The 18,350-nt window shown below is 64.5% G+C and carries 18 protein-coding genes and 1 tRNA gene; 14 read left to right on the forward strand and 5 right to left on the reverse strand.

What is annotated here, in order from left to right; all coding sequences use genetic code 11:
• Positions 1-28 precede the first annotated feature (28 nt).
• From BLW40_RS07775 to BLW40_RS07790, 4 genes are all read left to right on the forward strand, one after another.
• Entirely contained in the window at positions 29-1,396 is a 1,368-nt protein-coding gene (locus tag BLW40_RS07775) for a glutamate--cysteine ligase (protein WP_074767202.1), read from the forward strand.
• 13 nt (positions 1,397-1,409) lie between these two features.
• Positions 1,410-1,709, forward strand: a complete 300-nt coding sequence (locus BLW40_RS07780) for a chorismate mutase (RefSeq protein WP_074767204.1) — start codon at positions 1,410-1,412, stop codon at positions 1,707-1,709.
• Positions 1,710-1,825: 116 nt separating this feature from the next.
• Positions 1,826-2,236 (forward strand): chorismate mutase, encoded by a 411-nt coding sequence (locus BLW40_RS07785; protein WP_083386690.1) that lies wholly within the window; start codon positions 1,826-1,828, stop codon positions 2,234-2,236.
• Positions 2,237-2,598: 362 nt separating this feature from the next.
• Complete coding sequence (locus BLW40_RS07790; protein WP_074767207.1) at positions 2,599-3,846, forward strand: dicarboxylate/amino acid:cation symporter; 1,248 nt, start codon at positions 2,599-2,601, stop codon at positions 3,844-3,846.
• Between the two features lie 175 nt (positions 3,847-4,021).
• Here BLW40_RS07790 and ubiV read toward each other — a convergent pair whose 3' ends face one another.
• Genes ubiV through ubiT form a run of 3 tightly spaced genes read right to left on the reverse strand, consistent with a single transcriptional unit; the run spans position 4,022 to position 6,626 of the window.
• Entirely contained in the window at positions 4,022-4,921 is a 900-nt protein-coding gene (ubiV, locus tag BLW40_RS07795) for a ubiquinone anaerobic biosynthesis protein UbiV (RefSeq protein WP_074767477.1), read from the reverse strand.
• 2 nt (positions 4,922-4,923) lie between these two features.
• On the reverse strand, positions 4,924-5,943 hold the full coding sequence (ubiU, locus tag BLW40_RS07800; RefSeq protein WP_074767209.1) for a ubiquinone anaerobic biosynthesis protein UbiU: 1,020 nt from the start codon (positions 5,941-5,943) through the stop codon (positions 4,924-4,926).
• A gap of 2 nt (positions 5,944-5,945) precedes the next feature.
• Complete coding sequence (gene ubiT, locus BLW40_RS07805) at positions 5,946-6,626, reverse strand: ubiquinone anaerobic biosynthesis accessory factor UbiT (RefSeq protein WP_074767212.1); 681 nt, start codon at positions 6,624-6,626, stop codon at positions 5,946-5,948.
• Positions 6,627-6,847: 221 nt separating this feature from the next.
• On the opposite strand from ubiT, the gene secA reads away from it, so the two are divergent.
• The 5 genes from secA (at position 6,848) to cbiB (ending at position 11,925) form a co-directional block, all read left to right on the forward strand.
• Complete coding sequence (secA, locus tag BLW40_RS07810) at positions 6,848-9,535, forward strand: preprotein translocase subunit SecA (protein WP_074767215.1); 2,688 nt, start codon at positions 6,848-6,850, stop codon at positions 9,533-9,535.
• 10 nt (positions 9,536-9,545) lie between these two features.
• Positions 9,546-9,878, forward strand: a complete 333-nt coding sequence (locus tag BLW40_RS07815; RefSeq protein ID WP_074767218.1) for a DMT family transporter — start codon at positions 9,546-9,548, stop codon at positions 9,876-9,878.
• 142 nt (positions 9,879-10,020) lie between these two features.
• Positions 10,021-10,335 (forward strand): thioredoxin, encoded by a 315-nt coding sequence (gene trxA / locus BLW40_RS07820; protein WP_074767221.1) that lies wholly within the window; start codon positions 10,021-10,023, stop codon positions 10,333-10,335.
• Positions 10,336-10,443: 108 nt separating this feature from the next.
• Complete coding sequence (locus BLW40_RS07825; protein ID WP_074767223.1) at positions 10,444-10,821, forward strand: c-type cytochrome domain-containing protein; 378 nt, start codon at positions 10,444-10,446, stop codon at positions 10,819-10,821.
• Between the two features lie 102 nt (positions 10,822-10,923).
• On the forward strand, positions 10,924-11,925 hold the full coding sequence (gene cbiB, locus BLW40_RS07830; RefSeq protein WP_083386697.1) for an adenosylcobinamide-phosphate synthase CbiB: 1,002 nt from the start codon (positions 10,924-10,926) through the stop codon (positions 11,923-11,925).
• Between the two features lie 71 nt (positions 11,926-11,996).
• Here cbiB and BLW40_RS07835 read toward each other — a convergent pair.
• Positions 11,997-12,073 (reverse strand) — tRNA-Met (locus BLW40_RS07835).
• Between the two features lie 156 nt (positions 12,074-12,229).
• On the opposite strand from BLW40_RS07835, the gene purE reads away from it, so the two are divergent.
• From purE to BLW40_RS07850, 3 genes are all read left to right on the forward strand, one after another.
• Positions 12,230-12,751: a 5-(carboxyamino)imidazole ribonucleotide mutase gene (gene purE, locus BLW40_RS07840; protein WP_074767228.1), complete on the forward strand. Its 522-nt coding sequence runs from the start codon at positions 12,230-12,232 to the stop codon at positions 12,749-12,751.
• Positions 12,748-13,869 (forward strand): 5-(carboxyamino)imidazole ribonucleotide synthase, encoded by a 1,122-nt coding sequence (locus BLW40_RS07845; protein ID WP_074767231.1) that lies wholly within the window; start codon positions 12,748-12,750, stop codon positions 13,867-13,869. Before purE ends, BLW40_RS07845 begins: the two co-directional genes overlap by 4 nt.
• A gap of 98 nt (positions 13,870-13,967) precedes the next feature.
• Entirely contained in the window at positions 13,968-14,582 is a 615-nt protein-coding gene (locus BLW40_RS07850; protein WP_074767479.1) for a DedA family protein, read from the forward strand.
• Between the two features lie 55 nt (positions 14,583-14,637).
• On the opposite strand, the gene BLW40_RS07855 is transcribed toward BLW40_RS07850, so the two are convergent.
• Positions 14,638-15,447 (reverse strand): lysozyme family protein, encoded by an 810-nt coding sequence (locus tag BLW40_RS07855; protein WP_074767234.1) that lies wholly within the window; start codon positions 15,445-15,447, stop codon positions 14,638-14,640.
• Positions 15,448-15,661: 214 nt separating this feature from the next.
• Here BLW40_RS07855 and nifA point away from each other — a divergent pair, with 214 nt between their 5' ends.
• Both nifA and BLW40_RS07865 read left to right on the forward strand, forming a co-directional pair.
• Positions 15,662-17,365, forward strand: a complete 1,704-nt coding sequence (nifA, locus tag BLW40_RS07860; protein WP_083386691.1) for a nif-specific transcriptional activator NifA — start codon at positions 15,662-15,664, stop codon at positions 17,363-17,365.
• Between the two features lie 77 nt (positions 17,366-17,442).
• Complete coding sequence (locus BLW40_RS07865; protein WP_074767239.1) at positions 17,443-18,273, forward strand: hypothetical protein; 831 nt, start codon at positions 17,443-17,445, stop codon at positions 18,271-18,273.
• The last annotated feature ends 77 nt before the right edge of the window (positions 18,274-18,350 follow it).

Here is an 18,350-nt window from a genome sequence, read left to right on the forward strand (position 1 = left end):
ACATCATTTCCTGGCAGGAGCCCGCCTTATGTCCGCCCCAGCCGTGCCCAGCGCGGAGCCGGTGACCGGAACGCGCCAATTGGTAGAGGCCCTGGAAGCTGGATGCAAGCCTAAGGATGCTTGGCGCATCGGCACAGAGCATGAAAAGTTTGGATTCACCCTCGAAGACCTCAAACCGTTGTCCTACGACGGACCGCGCGGCATCAAGACGATGCTGAACGGACTGGCCGCTTTGGGCTGGCAACCGATCATCGAGGACGGCAACGTCATCGCACTCACCGATACGCAGGGCGCGTCGGTGACGCTGGAACCGGGCGGGCAGTTGGAACTGTCGGGCGGGCTGATGGAAACGCTGCACCAGACCGCAGCGGAGGTCACCACCCATCTGGAGCAGGTCAAGTCAGTGGCCGAGCCGCTGGGAATCGGCTTCCTCGGCGTCGGCTTCCAGCCCAAATGGCGACAAGACGAGATCCCGTGGATGCCCAAGGGCCGCTACGACATCATGGGACGCCACATGCCCCGGGTCGGCTCGAAGGGGCTCGACATGATGCTGCGGACCTGCACCGTCCAGGTCAATCTCGACTTCTCCTCCGAAGCCGACATGGTGCACAAGCTTCGGGTTTCGCTGGCGTTGCAGCCGGTCGCCACCGCGTTGTTCTCCAGTTCGCCCTTTATCGAAGGCCAGCCCTGCGGCCTGCTGTCGGCCCGGGCCGACGTCTGGACCGACACCGATCCGGCCCGCACCGGCGGGCTGCCCTTCGCGTTCGAGGCGGGGATGGGGTTCGAACGCTACGTCGATTGGATGCTCGACGTGCCGATGTACTTCGTCTATCGCAACGGCCGCTACATCGACGCCGCCGGGCAGAGCTTCCGCGACTTCATGGCGGGCAAGCTCCCCGCTCTACCGGGCGAACGGCCGACCCAGGGCGATTGGGCCGACCATCTCACCACCGCCTTCCCCGATGTCCGGCTCAAGAAGTTCCTCGAGATGCGCGGTGCCGACGGCGGGCCGTGGCGGCGTCTGGTCGCGCTGCCCGCGCTGTGGACCGGCCTGTTGTACGATCAGGTCGCGCTGGACGGGGCGTGGGAGTTGGTCAAGGACTGGACCGCCCAGGACCGCGAGGGCCTGCGTCTGGCCGTCGCCCGCCAGGGCCTCGACACCCCGATTGCCGGACGCACCGTCCGCGACGTCGCCATCGACATGCTGGTTCTGGCTGCGGACGGGTTGCATCGCCGCGACCGCCGCACCGAATCCGGTCGGGACGAAAGCATTTATCTCGCGCCGCTTGAAACCATCGCCCGGACCGGCTGTACTGCCGCCGAGGAAATGTTGGAAGCCTTCGCCGACCGGTGGGGCGGCAGCGTCGATCCGCTCTTTTCCGAATACGCCTACTAATAAGGACCGCGTCATGACCGTTTCCTGCGGCTCGCTCGCCGAGGTGCGCGCCAATATCGACCGTCTCGACCGCCTGATCGTGCCGCTGCTGGCCGAACGGGCGCGCTATGTCTCGCAGGCTGCCGGGTTCAAGCCCGACCGCGACGCGGTGGTCGATGTCCCCCGCATCGAGGATATCATCATCAAGGTCCGCGCCCTGGCCACGGAGAACGGCACCGCCCCGGACCTGATCGAGCGGATCTACCGGGCGATGATCGAGTCCTACATCGCCTTCGAGGACGGGGTCTGGGCCAGCACCCACCCGACGCCCTAGAGTTTGACCGGGTTAAGGGGAAACACCCGCCCCGTCTTGGCCGGGCTTGACCCGGCCATCCATCCCCATGGCCCCCCGGGTCAAGCCCGGGGGTGACGGTCCCAAGGAGTAATCCGATGATCCGACACGGCCGCAGATACTGTCTTGCTCTCGTCCTGAGCGGGATTCTCCTGGGCACCGGCAGCCTTGCGGCGCAAGCCGATGCCCGGCCGGACGGCGGCAAGCCCCCGGCGGTTTCCTGTGCCTCGTTGGACGAGGTCCGCAGCAACATCGACCGCATCGACAAGACGATCGTCCCGCTGCTGGCCGAACGGGCCGCCTATGTCGCCGAGGCGGCGAAGTTCAAGTCGAGCCAGAGCACGGTGGTCGATGTCTCGCGGGTCGAACGCATCATCGCCCGCGTCCGCGCGATGGCCGAAGAGAACGGAGCCGACCCGGACCTGATCGAGCGGCTCTATCGCGGGATGATCGAGACCTATACCGCCTTTGAAAAGGGGGTGTGGACCCCGCCTCGCCCCGCGCCCTGACCCTGGTCCGCAGGGGGAAACCGCCACCGGTTGCCTTCAGCCGTCACGAAATATTATTACAAGGATGGGCCGGACCAGAATGTCCGGCCCATTATTTTTTGCCGTCCCGGATAAGTTTTTTTCCTACCCGAAACCTACCCTCTCGGTTGGGAATTCATTCCAATTAATTCTATATGTCATTACAACACGATGATTTTATTGGTCTAATCGGTATATACTCAGCCATCTAAAATCCTGCCTTCTCATGGACGCTCAATTGTGGCGGAATCATGTCGGAAAACCGCAATCGACAGCGAATACGACAATTCCGTATTGCATCCTCGGTTGGGTTCAAAATGCCATCGGGCAGGAAGGGCATTCGAATGAAACGGATGATGAGTTATCTTTATTTCTGGGTTCTCGTTGCTATTATATGTGGCGGCACCCTTGGCTATTTTGAACCGGAAATAGGTGTCAGTTTAAAGCCGCTTGGTGACGGTTTTATCGCGCTTATTAAGATGCTGATTAGCCCGGTTATCTTCTGTACGGTTGTTCTCGGCATCGCCGGGGCGGGCGACATGAAGAAGGTCGGTCGAGTCGGCGGCAAGGCTCTGATCTATTTCGAAGTGGTCTCCACCCTGGCCCTGATCATCGGCCTGGTGGTGATGAACTTCATTCGTCCCGGCGACGGCTTCCACGCCGATCCCAGCCAGCTCGACGCCAAGGCGGTGGCGAAATACGCCAAGCTGGCCGGCGAACAATCCACCGTCGATTTCATCTTGCACATCATCCCGAAAACGATGTTCGACGCCTTCACCGCCGGGGGCGATCTGTTGCAGGTCCTGCTGGTGGCGATTCTGTTCGGCTATGCGATGAGCAAGATGGGCGCGGCGGGCCAGGGCGTGCACCGCTTCATCGAAGAATGCTCGCACATCTTCTTCGCGATGATGAACAGCATCATGAAGCTGGCTCCGATCGGTGCCGGTGGCGCGATGGCCTTCACCATCGGCAAGTACGGCATCGCCGCGCTGAAGCCGCTGGCGGCGCTGATGGGCAGCTTCTACCTGACCTGCTTCCTGTTCGTGGTGATCGTGCTGGGGCTGATCGCGAAGTTTACCGGGTTCAGCATCTTCAAGTTCATCGCCTACATCAAGGAAGAGCTGCTGACCGTTCTCGGCACCTCGTCGTCGGAATCCGCGCTGGTTCCGCTGATGGCCAAGCTGGAAAAGCTGGGCTGTTCGAAGTCGGTGGTCGGTCTGGTCGTGCCCTCGGGCTATTCGTTCAATCTCGACGGCACCAACATCTACCTGACCATGGCCGCTTTGTTCGTCGCCCAGGCGCTCGACATCGAGCTGACGCTGGGACAGGAGCTGACCCTGCTGGGTGTCGCCATCCTGACCTCCAAGGGCGCTTCCGGCGTCACTGGGGCGGGCTTCATCACCCTGGCCGCGACGCTGGCGGTGGTACCCTCGGTGCCGGTCGCCGGTCTGGCCCTGATCCTCGGCATCGACCGCTTCATGTCCGAGGCCCGTGCCCTGACCAACTTCATCGGCAACGGCGTCGCCACCGTCGTCGTGTCGAAGTGGGAAAAGGAACTGGACGAAAAGCAGATGAGAGCCACCCTCGGCTAACATCTTATCCCGGTGATCGGAGCGATCACCAGGAACCCCAACGCAAGCCGGGGAGGCAATCGCCTCCCCGGTTTTTGTTTGGCCGAACCGCAGCGGGCACCGCGACGCGGGCAAAGAAAAAGGGAGGCGAAACCGCCTCCCCGTCTCTTCATCCGATCCCTGGCCGGATCACAGTCTATTCGTCGTCCTCGACGAACAGGTGACCGGCGCGACCGTGAACATAGCCGTTAGCGAACTGGACGCCGGGACAGAGACCGGCCAGCCGGTCCTCGGCCTCGGCGACCGCCATCCGCCCGTCCAGCACGGCGCGGAACAGAGCGGAGACCGCGACCATATCGACGTTCTGGGGCCACAGGCGGAAGCGCGACACGCCGCGCGCCCGCAGCGACACCAGATCGGGCAGCAGGTCCATATAGTGCGACGACATCGTCTGGGTGCCGTTGACGGCCAGGAACGGGATTTCGTCGAGGGTCTCGACCTCCATCCCGTCGGGATCGTCGGCGCAGACATACTGACAGGCGTCCTTCGTCAACTGACGGGCACGGGCGGCATAACACCGCGCCGAAATCGCCAGCGGCAGACGGCCGAACGCCTGAATTTCGATCTCGGACTTGGCAGCGGTGGCCAAGGCGGCGATCGCGTCACCCGACAGTTCGGCGGGCAGACAGACCCGGATCGCGCCCATCGATTCGAGGGTGGCCAGGGTGCCTTCGTTATAGACGTTGAGCAGGGCACCGGCGACGAACGGCCGCCCGGCGGTGATCGCCGCGACCGAGATATCGTTGGCCTCGACCAGCAGGTCGGCATCGGAGGCGAGATCGCGCGCGGCAGCCATCTCGCGCTCGCTCATGATCAGAGCCAGCGAGGACAGCACCACTTCCTTGCCCGCGGCATGCAGCCGCTCGACAACGGAGGCGATATAAGGCTCGAAGAACGGAGTGCGCTTGGAACAAACGACCTCGCCGACATGCACCGTATCGACCGGGGCTTCGTCAGCAATCCGAAAGTAGAAGTCGCGCAGGGTCTCGGGCTTCCAGTTGAACAGGACTGGCCCCAGGGTCAGCTTTGCCGTCATAATCAGCGCCACGCCTTTTCATACGCTCCGGTGGTCTGTTTGCCACCTTCGGTGATACGGTCAAGGTCGATGTCGGGCAGGCTTTTGCCCGCCAGCACCGCATCGACGCCCTGACGGAACGCTCCCACCACCGCCGCGACATAGGCGCGGCCGCGCTGACGGCCTTCGATCTTGAAGGCAGTGACACCGGCGCGGATCAGGTCGGGCAGGATCGCCAGGGTATTAAGCGAGGTCGGTTCCTCGAACAGGTAGCTCGCTTTGTCGTTGGCGATGAAACGCCCCTTGCACAGGGTCGGATAGCCCGCCGGTTCGGTGTGAGCGAACTTGTTGATGGTAAAGCCGCCCAGTTCCGAGGTGATTCCCTCGTTGGTCTCGGTATAGCGGACGTCGCTGGCCGGAGAGCAGGCACCGTTGATGTTGGGCGACTGGCCGGTGGCATAGGATGACAGGGCGCAGCGGCCTTCGGCCATCACGCACAGGCCGCCGAACACGAACACTTCGGTTTCGATCGGGGCGATCCGGGCGTTGACCTCGGCGATTTCCTGCACCGTCAGCACGCGCGGCAGCACCACCCGCTTGATGCCATAGCGGTCGGCATAGAAGCGGATCGCGTCGGGATTCGACGCCGCCGCCTGCACCGACAGATGCAGCCGCAGATTGGGGTGATGGCGGGCGGCATGGTCGATCAGACCGATATCGGCCAGGATCACCGCGTCGGCCTTCAACTCGTCGCAATCGGCCACGGCACGGTGCCAGATTTCAGGCTGACCGGCGCGGGGGAAGGTGTTGACCGCGACCAGAACCTTGGCGCCCTTGCCGTGGGCATACTCGATCCCCTCGGCCAGTTCGCGGCGATTGAAGTTGAGGCCGGGGAAATTACGCGCGTTGGTCTCGTCGCGAAATCCGACATAGACGCAATCGGCACCGGCGTCGATCGCGCTTTTCAGCGCCGCCGGGGTTCCGGCGGGACAGACCAGTTCGGGGCGCGTCAGCGGCGCGGGAGCGGGCTGTGCGGTTGTCATGCTTAGGCAACTCCTCCACGACGGGCGGCCTTGCGCAGGGTCTTCAACTCGGCTTCCAGCTGGGTGATCCGAGCGTTCTGCGCATTGGAATCCTTGACCGCGGGGGCGATCAAAGCGGTCCGCAGGGTTTCGATATCGTCTTGAATCCGGCCCAGCAGATCGACCGCGGCCGAAGCGCAGGACCGGAACGGGCGGGCCAGCGGGCCCAGTTCGGCGCTGATGTCGTTGATCAGGTCGATCCCGGCCCCGTCGATGGCGTTGCGAAGCGCGACCACCACTTCGGTATCGCCCTCGATCACCAGCCGCCGTGTAAAGAACAGCGCGTCGCCATCGACCTTGCCCTCGGCCAGCGCCAGCAGCACTTCGAGCGGGCCATGGATGGTGGCGGCAACTTCCTGCGGGTCGATCTCGCGCCGCACCGTCAGCCGGGGATCGTCGGGATTGGGATCGAGCAGGATCACGAACGGCAGATCGACCGGGTTGATGCAGACCGGCTTCGACGCATAATCGGCCATGCGGTCGAGGATGTCGGGATGGCGACGCCGCAGCATCTTCAACACCCCGTCGAACACCGGCTGCAACAGCGCGGGACGAACCGGCTTCAGCGCCATCCCCAGCAGCAACACCGGAGAAAACGGCGGCTGGACCGGTTTGACGTTGGCGCGGACTTGCCCTGGCCTCATGGTTTTGACCTCTCCCGACTGTAAGCGACAGCGACGCTATAGTGCGGGTCATATTCCCCCTGATCGGCGGAAGTCAAGCGACGCCCGCTTTTCCACGGGCCGATTACCCCTTTGCGACCGGGCGTCGGCGTTGACAGACGCCGGGTCGGCCTCTATCTCTTGCCGGTCGCGACCGGCCTTCAGATGTTGGGGGCAGGGGCCACTGGTTTCGGGGAATCACTATGTTCGGCGCCATTGCCCGGCGGATTTTCGGCTCCGCCAACGACCGTATTCTGAAGCCCCTCTACAAAGAGGTCGCCGCCGTCAATGCCCTTGAGCCGGAAATGACTCGGCTCTCCGACGATGAATTGCGTGGCCGGACCGATCTGTTCCGCCAGCGTCTGGCGGCGGGCGAGACCGTCGACGATCTGATGGTCGAAGCCTTTGCCACCGTCCGCGAAGCGGCCAAACGCACCCTGGGCCAGCGCCATTTCGATGTGCAGCTGCTGGGCGGCATGGTTCTCCACCAGGGCCGCATCGCCGAGATGCGGACCGGCGAAGGCAAGACCCTGGTGGCAACGCTGCCGGTCTATCTCAACGCGCTGGCGGGCAAGGGCGTCCACGTCGTCACCGTCAACGATTATCTGGCCGCGCGCGATTCCGAATGGATGGGTCAGGTCTATAAGTTCCTTGGCCTCAGCGTCGGGGTGATCGTGCACGGGCTGGACGATCTGGAGCGGCAGCAGGCCTATGCCTGCGACGTCACCTACGGCACCAACAACGAAATCGGCTTCGATTACCTGCGCGACAACATGAAGTTCCGGCTGGAAGAGATGGTCCACCGGCCCTTCCATTACGCGATCATCGACGAGGTCGATTCGATCCTGATCGACGAGGCGCGGACGCCGCTGGTGATCTCCGGCCCGACCGAGGACAATTCCGAATTGTACCGGCTGGTCGATAAGGTGATGCCGCGGCTGGTCGAGCTTGATTACGAAAAAGACGAGAAGATCAAGGCGGTGACGCTGACCGAGCGCGGCACCGAGCGGGTCGAGGAATTGCTGCGCGGCGACGGGCTGCTGAAGGGTGGCTTGTACGATGTCGGCAATGTCAGCCTGGTCCACCACGTCAATCAGGCCCTGCGCGCCCATTTCCTGTTCTCGCGCGACGTCGATTACATCGTCAAGGACGACAAGATCATCCTGATCGACGAGTTCACCGGCCGCATGATGGACGGACGCCGCTTCTCCGAGGGCCTGCATCAGGCGTTGGAGGCGAAGGAATCCGTCACCATCCAGAACGAATATCAGACGCTGGCCTCGATCACCTTCCAGAACCTGTTCCGCCTCTATCCCAAGATGGGCGGCATGACCGGAACCGCGCTGACCGAAGCGGGTGAGTTCGCCGAAATCTACGGGCTGGAAGTCGTCGATATCCCCACCAATGTTCCGGTATCGCGCGAGGATCACGACGACGAGGTCTATCGCACCCAGAACGAAAAGCTGGAAGCGATCGTCACCCTGATCGAGGATTGCCGCAAGCGCGGCCAGCCCGCCCTGGTCGGGACCACCTCGATCGAGAAGTCCGAACAGCTCGCCACCTTGCTGCGTGAACGCGAGATCAAGCATCAGGTGCTGAACGCCCGCTATCACGAGCAGGAAGCCTATATCATCGCCCAGGCCGGCGTGCCCGGCGCCGTCACCATCGCCACCAACATGGCCGGTCGCGGCACCGACATCCAGTTGGGCGGCAATATCGACATGCGGATCCGGCTCGAACTGTCCGAGATCACCGACGAGGCGGAACGGCAGCGCCGGATCGCCCAGATCCGCGCCGAGGTCGAAACCAAGAAGCAGACCGCGCTGGCGGCGGGCGGACTGTACGTCGTCGGCACCGAACGCCACGAATCGCGCCGCATCGACAACCAGTTGCGCGGCCGCTCCGGCCGTCAGGGCGATCCCGGCGCGTCGAAGTTCTTCCTGTCGCTCGAAGACGATCTGATGCGGATCTTCGGCTCCGACCGGATGGACGGAATGCTGCAAAAGCTCGGCATGAAGGGCGGCGAGGCGATCGTTCACCCCTGGATCAACAAGGCGCTGGAAAAGGCCCAGCAGAAGGTCGAGGCCCGCAACTTCGACGTCCGCAAAAACCTGCTGAAGTTCGACGACGTAATGAACGATCAGCGCAAGGTGATCTATGAGCAGCGCAAGGAGCTGATGGCCGCCGACAGCGTCGCCGAGGAAATCGAATCCTTCCGCGCCGACGTCATCTCGGAAATGGTCTCGCGCTGCATCCCCGAGCGCGCTTATGCCGATCAGTGGGACGTCGCCGCCCTGCACGAAGAGGTCCGCCGCATTCTCAACCTCGACCTGCCGATCGTCGATTGGGCCAAGGAAGAGGGGATCGCCGACCAGGAAATCCGCCACCGCATCACCGAGGCCTCCGACGCCAAGATGGCTCAGAAGGCCGAATCCTGTGGCGCCGAAACGATGCGGATGGTCGAAAAGAGCCTGCTGCTCCAATTGCTCGATCAGGTGTGGAAGGATCACCTGCTCCAGCTCGACCATTTGCGCCAGGGCATCAGCTTGCGCGCCTATGCCCAGCGCGACCCCTTGAACGAGTACAAGCGCGAGGCGTTCAACCTGTTCGAAGCGGCTCTCGACGATTTGCGCGAGAAGGTGACGTCGGTGCTGGCCCATGTCGAATTGCGGGTCGGCGATCCCGATCTCGATCAGGCGCTCGAGCCGCGCGGCTCCGCCAAGGCCCAGGAAAGCCGCCAGGATCCCGCCGAAATCCTGGCCGGAGCCTCGCCGGGCGCCGTCGGCTTCGATTCCAACAACCCGGCCAGTTGGAACGCTGTTTCGCGCAATGCGCCGTGCCCGTGCGGGTCGGGGCGCAAGTTCAAGCATTGCCACGGCGGGGCGGTCTGACCCCCTGCCGATGGCCTGGCTCTGGTTGGGGCTCGCCATCCTGGCCGAGGTCGTCGCGACCTCGGCGCTGACGGCAACCGACGGCTTCACCCGCTTGGGGCCGTCGGTCATTGTCGTCTTCGGCTATGGTCTGGCGTTTTATTTCCTTTCCCTCGTGTTGCAGGTCCTTCCCGTCGGCATCACCTATGCGGTGTGGTCGGGTCTGGGACTCGTCCTGGTATCGCTGATCGGGTGGCTGTGGTACGGCCAGTCCCTGCCGCCCCTCGCCCTGGTTGGAATCGGACTGATCCTGGCCGGGACGATTGTGTTGAACCTGTCCTCGGGGTCGGGATCGCAGGGGTGAGTTCCGCCTCAGCCCGTCGTGACAGACCCGCTCATTGCGGCTAGAGTTCCTCTCCGCCCGGCGTTGCCCGGTCGCCCGAGGGTCTTTTCCCGCGTTTCCCCAGGAACCGCCCGGCGGTTCGACAGTTACAAGGAACGTGCCTATGAAGATCGTGACGGATGCCTCATTCGAGGCCGAGGTTCTGCAAGCCTCCGGCCCGGTTCTGGTTGATTTCTGGGCCGAATGGTGTGGTCCCTGCCGCCAGATCGCCCCGGCCCTGGAAGAATTATCGACCCAACTCGAAGGCAAGATCACTGTAGCCAAGATCAACATCGACGAGAATCCGGCGACCCCCGGCAAGTTCGGCGTCCGTGGCATTCCCACCCTGATGATCTTCAAGGGTGGTGCCGTCGCCTCAACCAAAGTCGGCGCGATGCCCAAGAGCAAACTGGTCGAATGGGTTGAGGGAAGCCTATAAGGCATACGGGGCGGAGATATCCGCCCCGTCCGCATCGCCATTGCATTCGGCCCGACTTATGACAAACTGGGTATGAGGTTCATAATTCTCCCAGGGAGGGAGGGCAGAATGAAACGATCTCTTGCCTTAGTTGCTATCGCGATCGTTCTTGGAGCCGCAGGATCAGCGTCCGCCAAGGAAGACGCCGTCAGTTATTCCGAGGATATCCGCCCCATCATCGTCGGCCGATGCATCGAGTGTCATCAGAAGGGGGGACTGGGAACCGAAGCCAGCGGCCTCGACCTCAGTTCCTACGAAGGGCTGATGAAGGGCACCAAGTTCGGCCCGATGATCACCCCCGGCGAACCCGAGACCAGCAGCCTGATGCGTCTGATCGACCACAAGGTCGATCCCTCGATCCGGATGCCGCACGGGAAAAAGAAATTGTCGCAATGCGACCGCGACACCTTCCGGCTCTGGATCAAGCAAGGCGCCAAAAACAATTAAGACAGTTCGGTTCCGCCACCCCGGACCTCGAGCCGTTCCGGCATCGGGGCCGGGGTTTGGTGTGCCCCCTCCCCTCCTTCACAACGCCGTTTGGCCGGTTCCGTGACGCCCACCGCCCTCGCCCCCGATCCACTGCTGATTTTGTTCCTGGCCATCGGTCTCGACGCCTTGCTGGGCGACATGCCCTGGCTGTTCCGGCGGGTTCCCCATCCGGTTGCGCTGATCGGTCAGGCGATCGAAATCCTCGAACGCAGACTGAACCGTCCCGAACGCTCGGACCGGGCGCGGCGCTGGCGCGGCGGACTGATGGCGGTCGGGCTGATCGCCCTCGGCGCGGCGGCGGGGGGCTTAATTTCGGCCCTCGCCCATACGCTGCCATACGTCTGGCTGGCCGAACTGTTCCTGGTCGCGACCCTGCTGGCCCAGCGCTCGCTGTTCGAGCACGTCCACGATGTCGCCGTCGCCCTCCAGAAGAACGGGCTTGAGGCCGGGCGCTATGCCGTGTCTCGGCTGGTCGGACGCGACCCCAACGCGCTCGATGGCCATGGAATCGCCCGCGCCGCGATTGAATCCCTGGCCGAGAATTTCTCCGATGCCGTCGTCGCCCCGGTGTTCTGGTATCTGGTGCTGGGCCTGCCCGGCCTGATCGCCTACAAGACCGTCAACACGCTGGATTCGATGGTGGGCTACCGTACCGAGCGCTATCGCGCCTTCGGGATGGTCTCGGCCCGTCTCGACGACGCGATGAACCTGATCCCGGCCCGGCTGGCCGGTCTGTTGCTGGTCCTGGCTGCGCCATTCGTGCCAAAGGGCCGCCCGATCAATGCCCTGGTCACGATGGTCCGCGACGCCCGCCACCACCGCTCGCCCAATTCGGGCTGGCCCGAATCCGCCTGCGCCGGGGCGCTCGACCTCGCCCTGGGCGGTCCGCGCCGCTATCCCGGCCTCGTCGTCGAGGAAAAATGGATGGGACGGGGCCGCACCAAGGCCGATCTCGCCGACATCCACCGCGCCCTCCACCTTTTTTCCGTCGCCTGCGTGCTTGATGCCGGGTTGGTGGTGCTGGCGCTGTGGCTGAAAAGTACCGCGCTGATCTGGGGATAGCGCGGGAGCCCCCCGATCGCCGTCAGCCAACAAAAAGCCCGCCAAGTGCTTGACTTGACGGGCTTTTCTAATGGTAGCGGAGGAGGGACTCGAACCCCCGACACGCGGATTATGATTCCGCTGCTCTAACCAGCTGAGCTACTCCGCCCCAACGGGAAGGCGGACGATATAACTTTGACCGATACCCTCTGTCAAGCGTTGCGTCATCGCCTCCGGAAAGCCCGCCCGGCAATACGGGCTTGCGCCGCGCCCTCCGATCCCTATAATCCCGGCCTTTCCTTCCCCTTTCGGCGAGGCAGCCGCAATGGACGACGCTTCGAGGCCCGTGGTCGGCATCATCATGGGCAGCCAGTCCGACTGGGAGACCATGCGGCACGCCGCCGCAACGCTGGCCGACCTGGGAATCTCTTTCGAGACCCGGGTGGTTTCCGCGCACCGGACTCCGGCCCGGTTGGTCGAGTACGCCACCACCGCACGCTCGCGCGGGCTGAAAGTCGTTATCGCCGGAGCGGGCGGCGCCGCCCATCTGCCCGGCATGACCGCGTCGATGACCCCGCTGCCGGTGTTCGGCGTGCCGGTCGAAAGCCGCGCCTTCAAGGGCCTCGATTCCCTGCTGTCGATTGTCCAGATGCCGGGCGGCATTCCGGTCGGCACCGTCGCGATCGGCAAGGCTGGGGCGATCAACGCCGCGCTGCTGTCCGCGTCGGTCCTGGCCCTGCTCGATCCCGCCGTCGCGACGGCGCTGGATGCGTGGCGCGCCCGCCAGACCGAGGCCGTCGCAATCGCCCCGGTCGATCTCGAGTCTCCGCATCTGATCCGGCCGTGAGTACCGTCGACCCGCGCTTTCCGCTGCCGCCGGGCAGCACCGTCGGCATCATCGGCGGCGGCCAGTTGGGCCGGATGGCTGCGCTGGCGGCCGCCCGGCTGGGCTATCGCGTCCACATCTTCACCCCCGAGCAAGACAGTCCCGCCGCCCAGGTCTCGGCCGCCGCCACCGTCGCGGCATACGGCGACGAGACGGCGATCGCCGCCTTTGCCCGCGCCGTCGATGTCGTCACCTTCGAGTTCGAGAACATCCCCGCCGACAGCGTCCGGCTGATGGCCTCGCTGGTGCCGGTACGGCCGGGCTGGAACGTGCTGGAGACCGCCCAGGACCGGATCGACGAGAAGCGCTTCTTCAACGGTCTGGGCATCGCCACCGCGCCGTGGCGGGCCGTCACCTCCGCCGCCGAGCTTGCCGCCGCGTTGGACGAGATCGGCCGCCCGGCGGTGCTGAAGACCGCGCGAATGGGCTATGACGGCAAGGGACAGGTGCGGATCGACGAGAGCACCGACCCGGCCGAAGCCTGGGCCGCGCTGGGAACCGGGCTGGACGGCAGCGGCCAAGGCATCCTCGAAGGCTTCATCGACTTCCAAGGCGAGATTTCGGTGATCGTCGCCCGCGGGGCCGACGGGGCCTGGGCTGCGTTCGACCCGGCCTGGAACGTCCACCGCCACCATATCCTCGACACCTCGACCGTTCCCGCCCCGATTTCGCCCGCCACCGCCGCCCAGGCGATCGACATCGCGCGGCGCGCCGCCCTGGCGCTGGACGTGGTCGGGCTGCTGGCGGTCGAGATGTTCGTCACCCCCACCGGCCTGCTGGTCAACGAAATGGCGCCCCGCCCGCACAATTCCGGGCATTGGACGATGGATGCCTGCCTGACCGACCAGTTCGAGCAATTCATCCGCGCGGTCTGCGGTCTGCCGCTGGGCTCGGCGGCGCGACATTCCGACGCCGAAATGACCAATCTGATCGGGGCCGACGTTGATCGCTGGCAAGAAATACTGGCGGACCCCGACGCCCGCCTCCATCTCTATGGCAAGGCCGAGGCCCGTCCCGGCCGCAAGATGGGCCATGTCAACCGGTTGCGCCCGCTCGGTTCGGCTGCTCCGGTGCAGTGACGATTTCGTAACGTCTGAAATTGGGCGTTGACGCCCCGGCTTTGTTGCCGGATTTTTGCAAACGCGTGTTCGGTCTGGCCCTTTACCCGGGAGCCGCTTTGGAAGATCTTATCATCCATATCCTCAAGGAATACGGCTTCCTTCTTTACCTGTTCATCGCTGCGTGGACTTTTGTGGAAGGTGAAACCGTCGTCCTCGTGACCGGTATTCTTGCTTCCGAGGGCCGGTTTCCGATCAATGTCGAGTTGCTTGCCGCCGCCGCTTGGTGCGGTAGCTTTCTCGGCGATCAGCTCTATTTTTATATTGGCAGACGCTATGGAGCGCCGCTGCTGCATCGATGGCCCCGTCTGACCGGGCGGATCGATTGGGCCTTCCAGGCGCTGAAACGCTCGCCCGCGCTGTTCATCCTCTCCTTCCGCTGGATTTACGGCGTCCGCAACATCGCCCCCTTCATCGTCGGCATCGCCGGGGTCGCCCGGGTCAAGTATCTGGTTCTGAACCTGATCGCCGCCGGTCTGTGGGCGCACTGTTTCGCCTGGGGCGGCTATTTCATGGGGCGCAAGCTGGAGGAATGGCTGGGCGACAGCAAATGGTACGTGCTGTTCGGCTTCATCTTGTGCCTGTTCGGCTTCGCCATCTACAGCGCCTATAACGGCCACCGCAAAGCGACGGCGGCCCGCGCCGAAGACGACGCGGCAGCCCCGAAAGAGTGAGCGGGGTCCGGGGGCGACACGCCCCCGCGCCTGCGGCCGATCCCGACCGGGACAATCAGCGCCGGGCCAGCAACATCGCGGCGCGGACTTCCTGATAGCGGGCCCGGCGCAATTGGTACTCGGCGACACGGGCCATCCGATAGGCCTCGGCGATCTGGACCTCCTCGGCCCGACCGGCATCGACCTTGGCGCGGGCGGCCCGGCGGTCCTGTTCGGCGCGAGCCAACGCGGTCGGAGCCGGGACGGGCCGCGATTGCGGCGGCGTGATCCGCCGCACCGAGGCCAGACGGGGGGTATCGTCCTCGCCGCCGATCCGATCCCAGATTCGCATCAGCTTCTCGCGATAGGCAGCGGCCAGGCTGGGCGTCTGGGAATGGTAATAGGACGCCGCCGTCGGCCAGTGGCCGGTCGCGTCGTGCAGGCCGGTGAGGAAGCGGGCGGCATAGGCGACGTTGGCGGCGGGATCGAACGCTTCGTCCAGATCGGCAAAGGCGGTGGGATGGTAGCGCAGATTGACCTGCATGCAGCCGACGTCGATATTTTGCACGCCGCGGGCTTTCAGTCGGCGGACTTCGGCGATCGCCTCGGCCTTGGTGGGAAGATATCGCCCCTGCCCCTCGGCCATCACCGTCCACGGCCAGGCAATTGTTGCCCGGCGGCCGGAATCGTACCGGCCGGATTCGAGGATCGAGATTGATTGGAGCAGACCCGACGGGATGCCGTAGCTGCGCTCCGCCGTGGTCACTTCGGCGGAGCAAAGAGCGTCAAGCGGCAGCGGGGGCACGGCGCGGGCGGGGGACACGGCCACCAGGACGCCCAACAGCGCCAGCCCGCCCCCTCCCCATTTCGATAAGCCCCAGCGCATCGCTCTGCTCCGTTTCCGGTATCGCCTGCGAAATGGATATGCATCGACTATGCCAGATCGGAGCACGGCGGTCACGGAGAGTTGAGGGTGGACGCATCGACTGGATTTGCTTAACAATGTGCCCCACATCATACGAGGGGGGACAAATGCGGCGGTCCGGATAACACTTTGTCCGGAGAGGTGGTTTATCGTGATGGCAGACAGGACTTCGGATATGCGCTCGACGCGGGAACGGATTGATGACAGCGCCCTGCCGCTGATCGGCATTTATGAGATCAGCAAGATTCTGGGCGCGACGCTTGATCTCGATCAGGCCCTGCGCGAAGTGCTGAACGTGCTGTCGTCGTACCTCAACATGAGGCACGGCGCGGTGGTGCTGAGCGATGAGCAAAACAAGCCGGTCCTGGCCGCCGTCACCGGGATGTCGCTTCAGGCGGCCCGGGCGGGGGCGCTGAAATATCCCTATGCCGCCGCCGCTCAGGTGATTTCGACCAGCATCCCGATGGTGGTGCCCGACATCGCCGACGAGCCCTTGCTGGAATCCTGTGCCGGCAACAACGAGGCGCTGGAGGACGAGCGGATCGCTTTCTATTGCGTCCCGATCAAGACCACCGAAAAAACCATCGGTGCGCTGTCGGTCGAGCGCGCCCAGGACGGACAATCCTTCGTCGTCTACGAACACGATTTGCGCTTCCTCACCATGGTCGCGACCCTGATCGCCCAGACCGTCCGGCTGCACCGCAAGGTTCTGGCCGACCGCGAAATGCTGATGGACGACGCCAAGCGGCTGCAAAAAAAGATTACCGAGGTCGCCCAGGCCCAGCCGGTGCGCGGACTCGACGACGTTGTCGGCACCTCCGAGGCGATGGCCAACGTCTTCGCCCAGGTCCAGCAGGCGGCGCCGACCAAGGCGACGATCCTGCTGCGCGGCGAATCCGGCACCGGCAAGGAACTGGTCGCCCGCGCCGTCCACGGCCTGTCGCAGCGGGCGCGCAAGCCCTTCATCAAGGTCAATTGCGCTGCCCTGTCGGAAACCGTGCTGGAATCCGAATTGTTCGGCCATGAAAAGGGCGCGTTCACCGGCGCGGTGGCGGAACGCAAGGGCCGGTTCGAACTGGCCAATGGCGGCTCGCTGTTCCTCGACGAAATCGGCGAGATTTCCGCAGGCTTCCAGGCCAAGCTGCTCCGCGTGTTGCAGGAAGGCGAGTTCGAGCGGGTCGGCGGGGCACGCACCATCAAGGTCGATGTCCGCCTGATCGCCGCGACCAACCGCGACCTGGAAGCCGGGGTCGCCGACGGCAGCTTCCGCGCCGATTTGTATTACCGTCTTAACGTCGTGCCGATCTTCCTGCCGCCACTGCGCGAGCGGACCGGCGATATCCCCCTGCTGGCCTCGTTCTTCCTCGACCAGTTCAACCGCGAGAACGGGCGCAGCCTGTCCTTCTCGGGCGAGGCGCTTGACGTGCTGAAGCGCTGTTATTTCCCCGGCAATGTCCGCGAACTGGAAAATTGCGTCTATCGCACCGCGACGATGACCAAGGGCGATCAGATCGACGAACTGAACCTGCTCTGTCAGCACGATATCTGTCTGTCCTCGACCCTGTGGCACCACAAGCGTCCGGGAGCCGAGGGACCGCAGGCCGCGATCCCGTCACCCGGCCCGACTCCGGGAACCGGTCGGGTCTCCGCCCCGATTCCGGTGCCGACCGGACCGCTTACCGCCCCGCCCTGTCCCGCCGCCCCGTTGGGCGAGGCGGGCGTGGACGACGAATCCGACCTGTCCGAGCGCGAACGGCTGGTCCAGGCGATGGAGAAGTGCGGCTGGGTCCAGGCCAAGGCGGCGCGAATGCTGGGACTGACCCCCCGCCAGATCGGCTATGCCCTGAAGAAGCATAATATCGAGGTCCGCCAGCTCTGACCGGCGAAGAGGCCACCGCCGTCGGTGGCGGGGCATTCTCCTTGCCGATGGCTAGGTCCTGTGGCTCAATGCCACCGATGGCACCCGAACCGACCCCCTTTGTCCGCGCCACCCCTGGCGCGCCTGCCGACATGGCGGCGCACTTCATGGAATGTGGCGCGCTCGACACCAATCTCAGCCTCGCCCCCGGCTCCCGTCTGGTGATTACCGACGATCTGCTGGACGGCACCGTGATCGACGCCGCCGCCTTGTCGATGGCGGCGATCGTCGCCCGCGATGGGCAGGTCGCCCGCGCCGCGCTGATCCCGCTGGGGGTTGCCGCCAGCAAGATGTCGGGCCGCGACCGCGACCGCTACGAACAGCTTTTCGCGCTGATCGAGGAATCCGCTTTTGCTCCCCAGGTGCGGGATTCGGCCGAGGCGCTGATCCGCGCCGGGTTCCGCGAGGCGCGGATTCGCGATCTGGCCGCCGAACTGGGCGGCACGGTCGGCCCGGCCCGCGAACGCTATCGCGCCTTTCTCGACGTGATCCGGCTGTTGACCGAGGGGCGGATTTCCGATGGCGCGTTCCTGGACGAGTTCCTCGACTTCACCCGTCAGGTCGCGGGCAAGCTCGATTTCGGCATCTATGCGATGTGCGTCGATCGGCTGTTCGTCAGCGAACGGATTCCGCTGGGGGTCAAGGCGGCGCTGCTGCGCGAGGTGCTGGGCTACCCGCCGCTGATCCGGCGCGAACTGGTCACCACCTTGTTGGCTTCGCCCCGGGTCGTGCCCGAATTGATCCAGTTGGCCCGAAGCGAGCTTTCCACCCGGCTCGATTCCCGCCAGCAGACCGAAATCCGACTCTATACCCTGCTCAAGCGAAGCTGGCAGGCGCGGCGCCCGACGTCGGACACCGCCGCCTCCTGAGCTTCGGCTTTGTCGTATCCGCGACGGTTTGTCACCCTGTGTCGCGGATACGACAGCCGACAATCCCGCTAAAACCA

Source organism: Magnetospirillum fulvum, assembly GCF_900108475.1.
Taxonomy (GTDB): Bacteria; Pseudomonadota; Alphaproteobacteria; order Rhodospirillales; family Magnetospirillaceae; genus Phaeospirillum; species Phaeospirillum fulvum_A.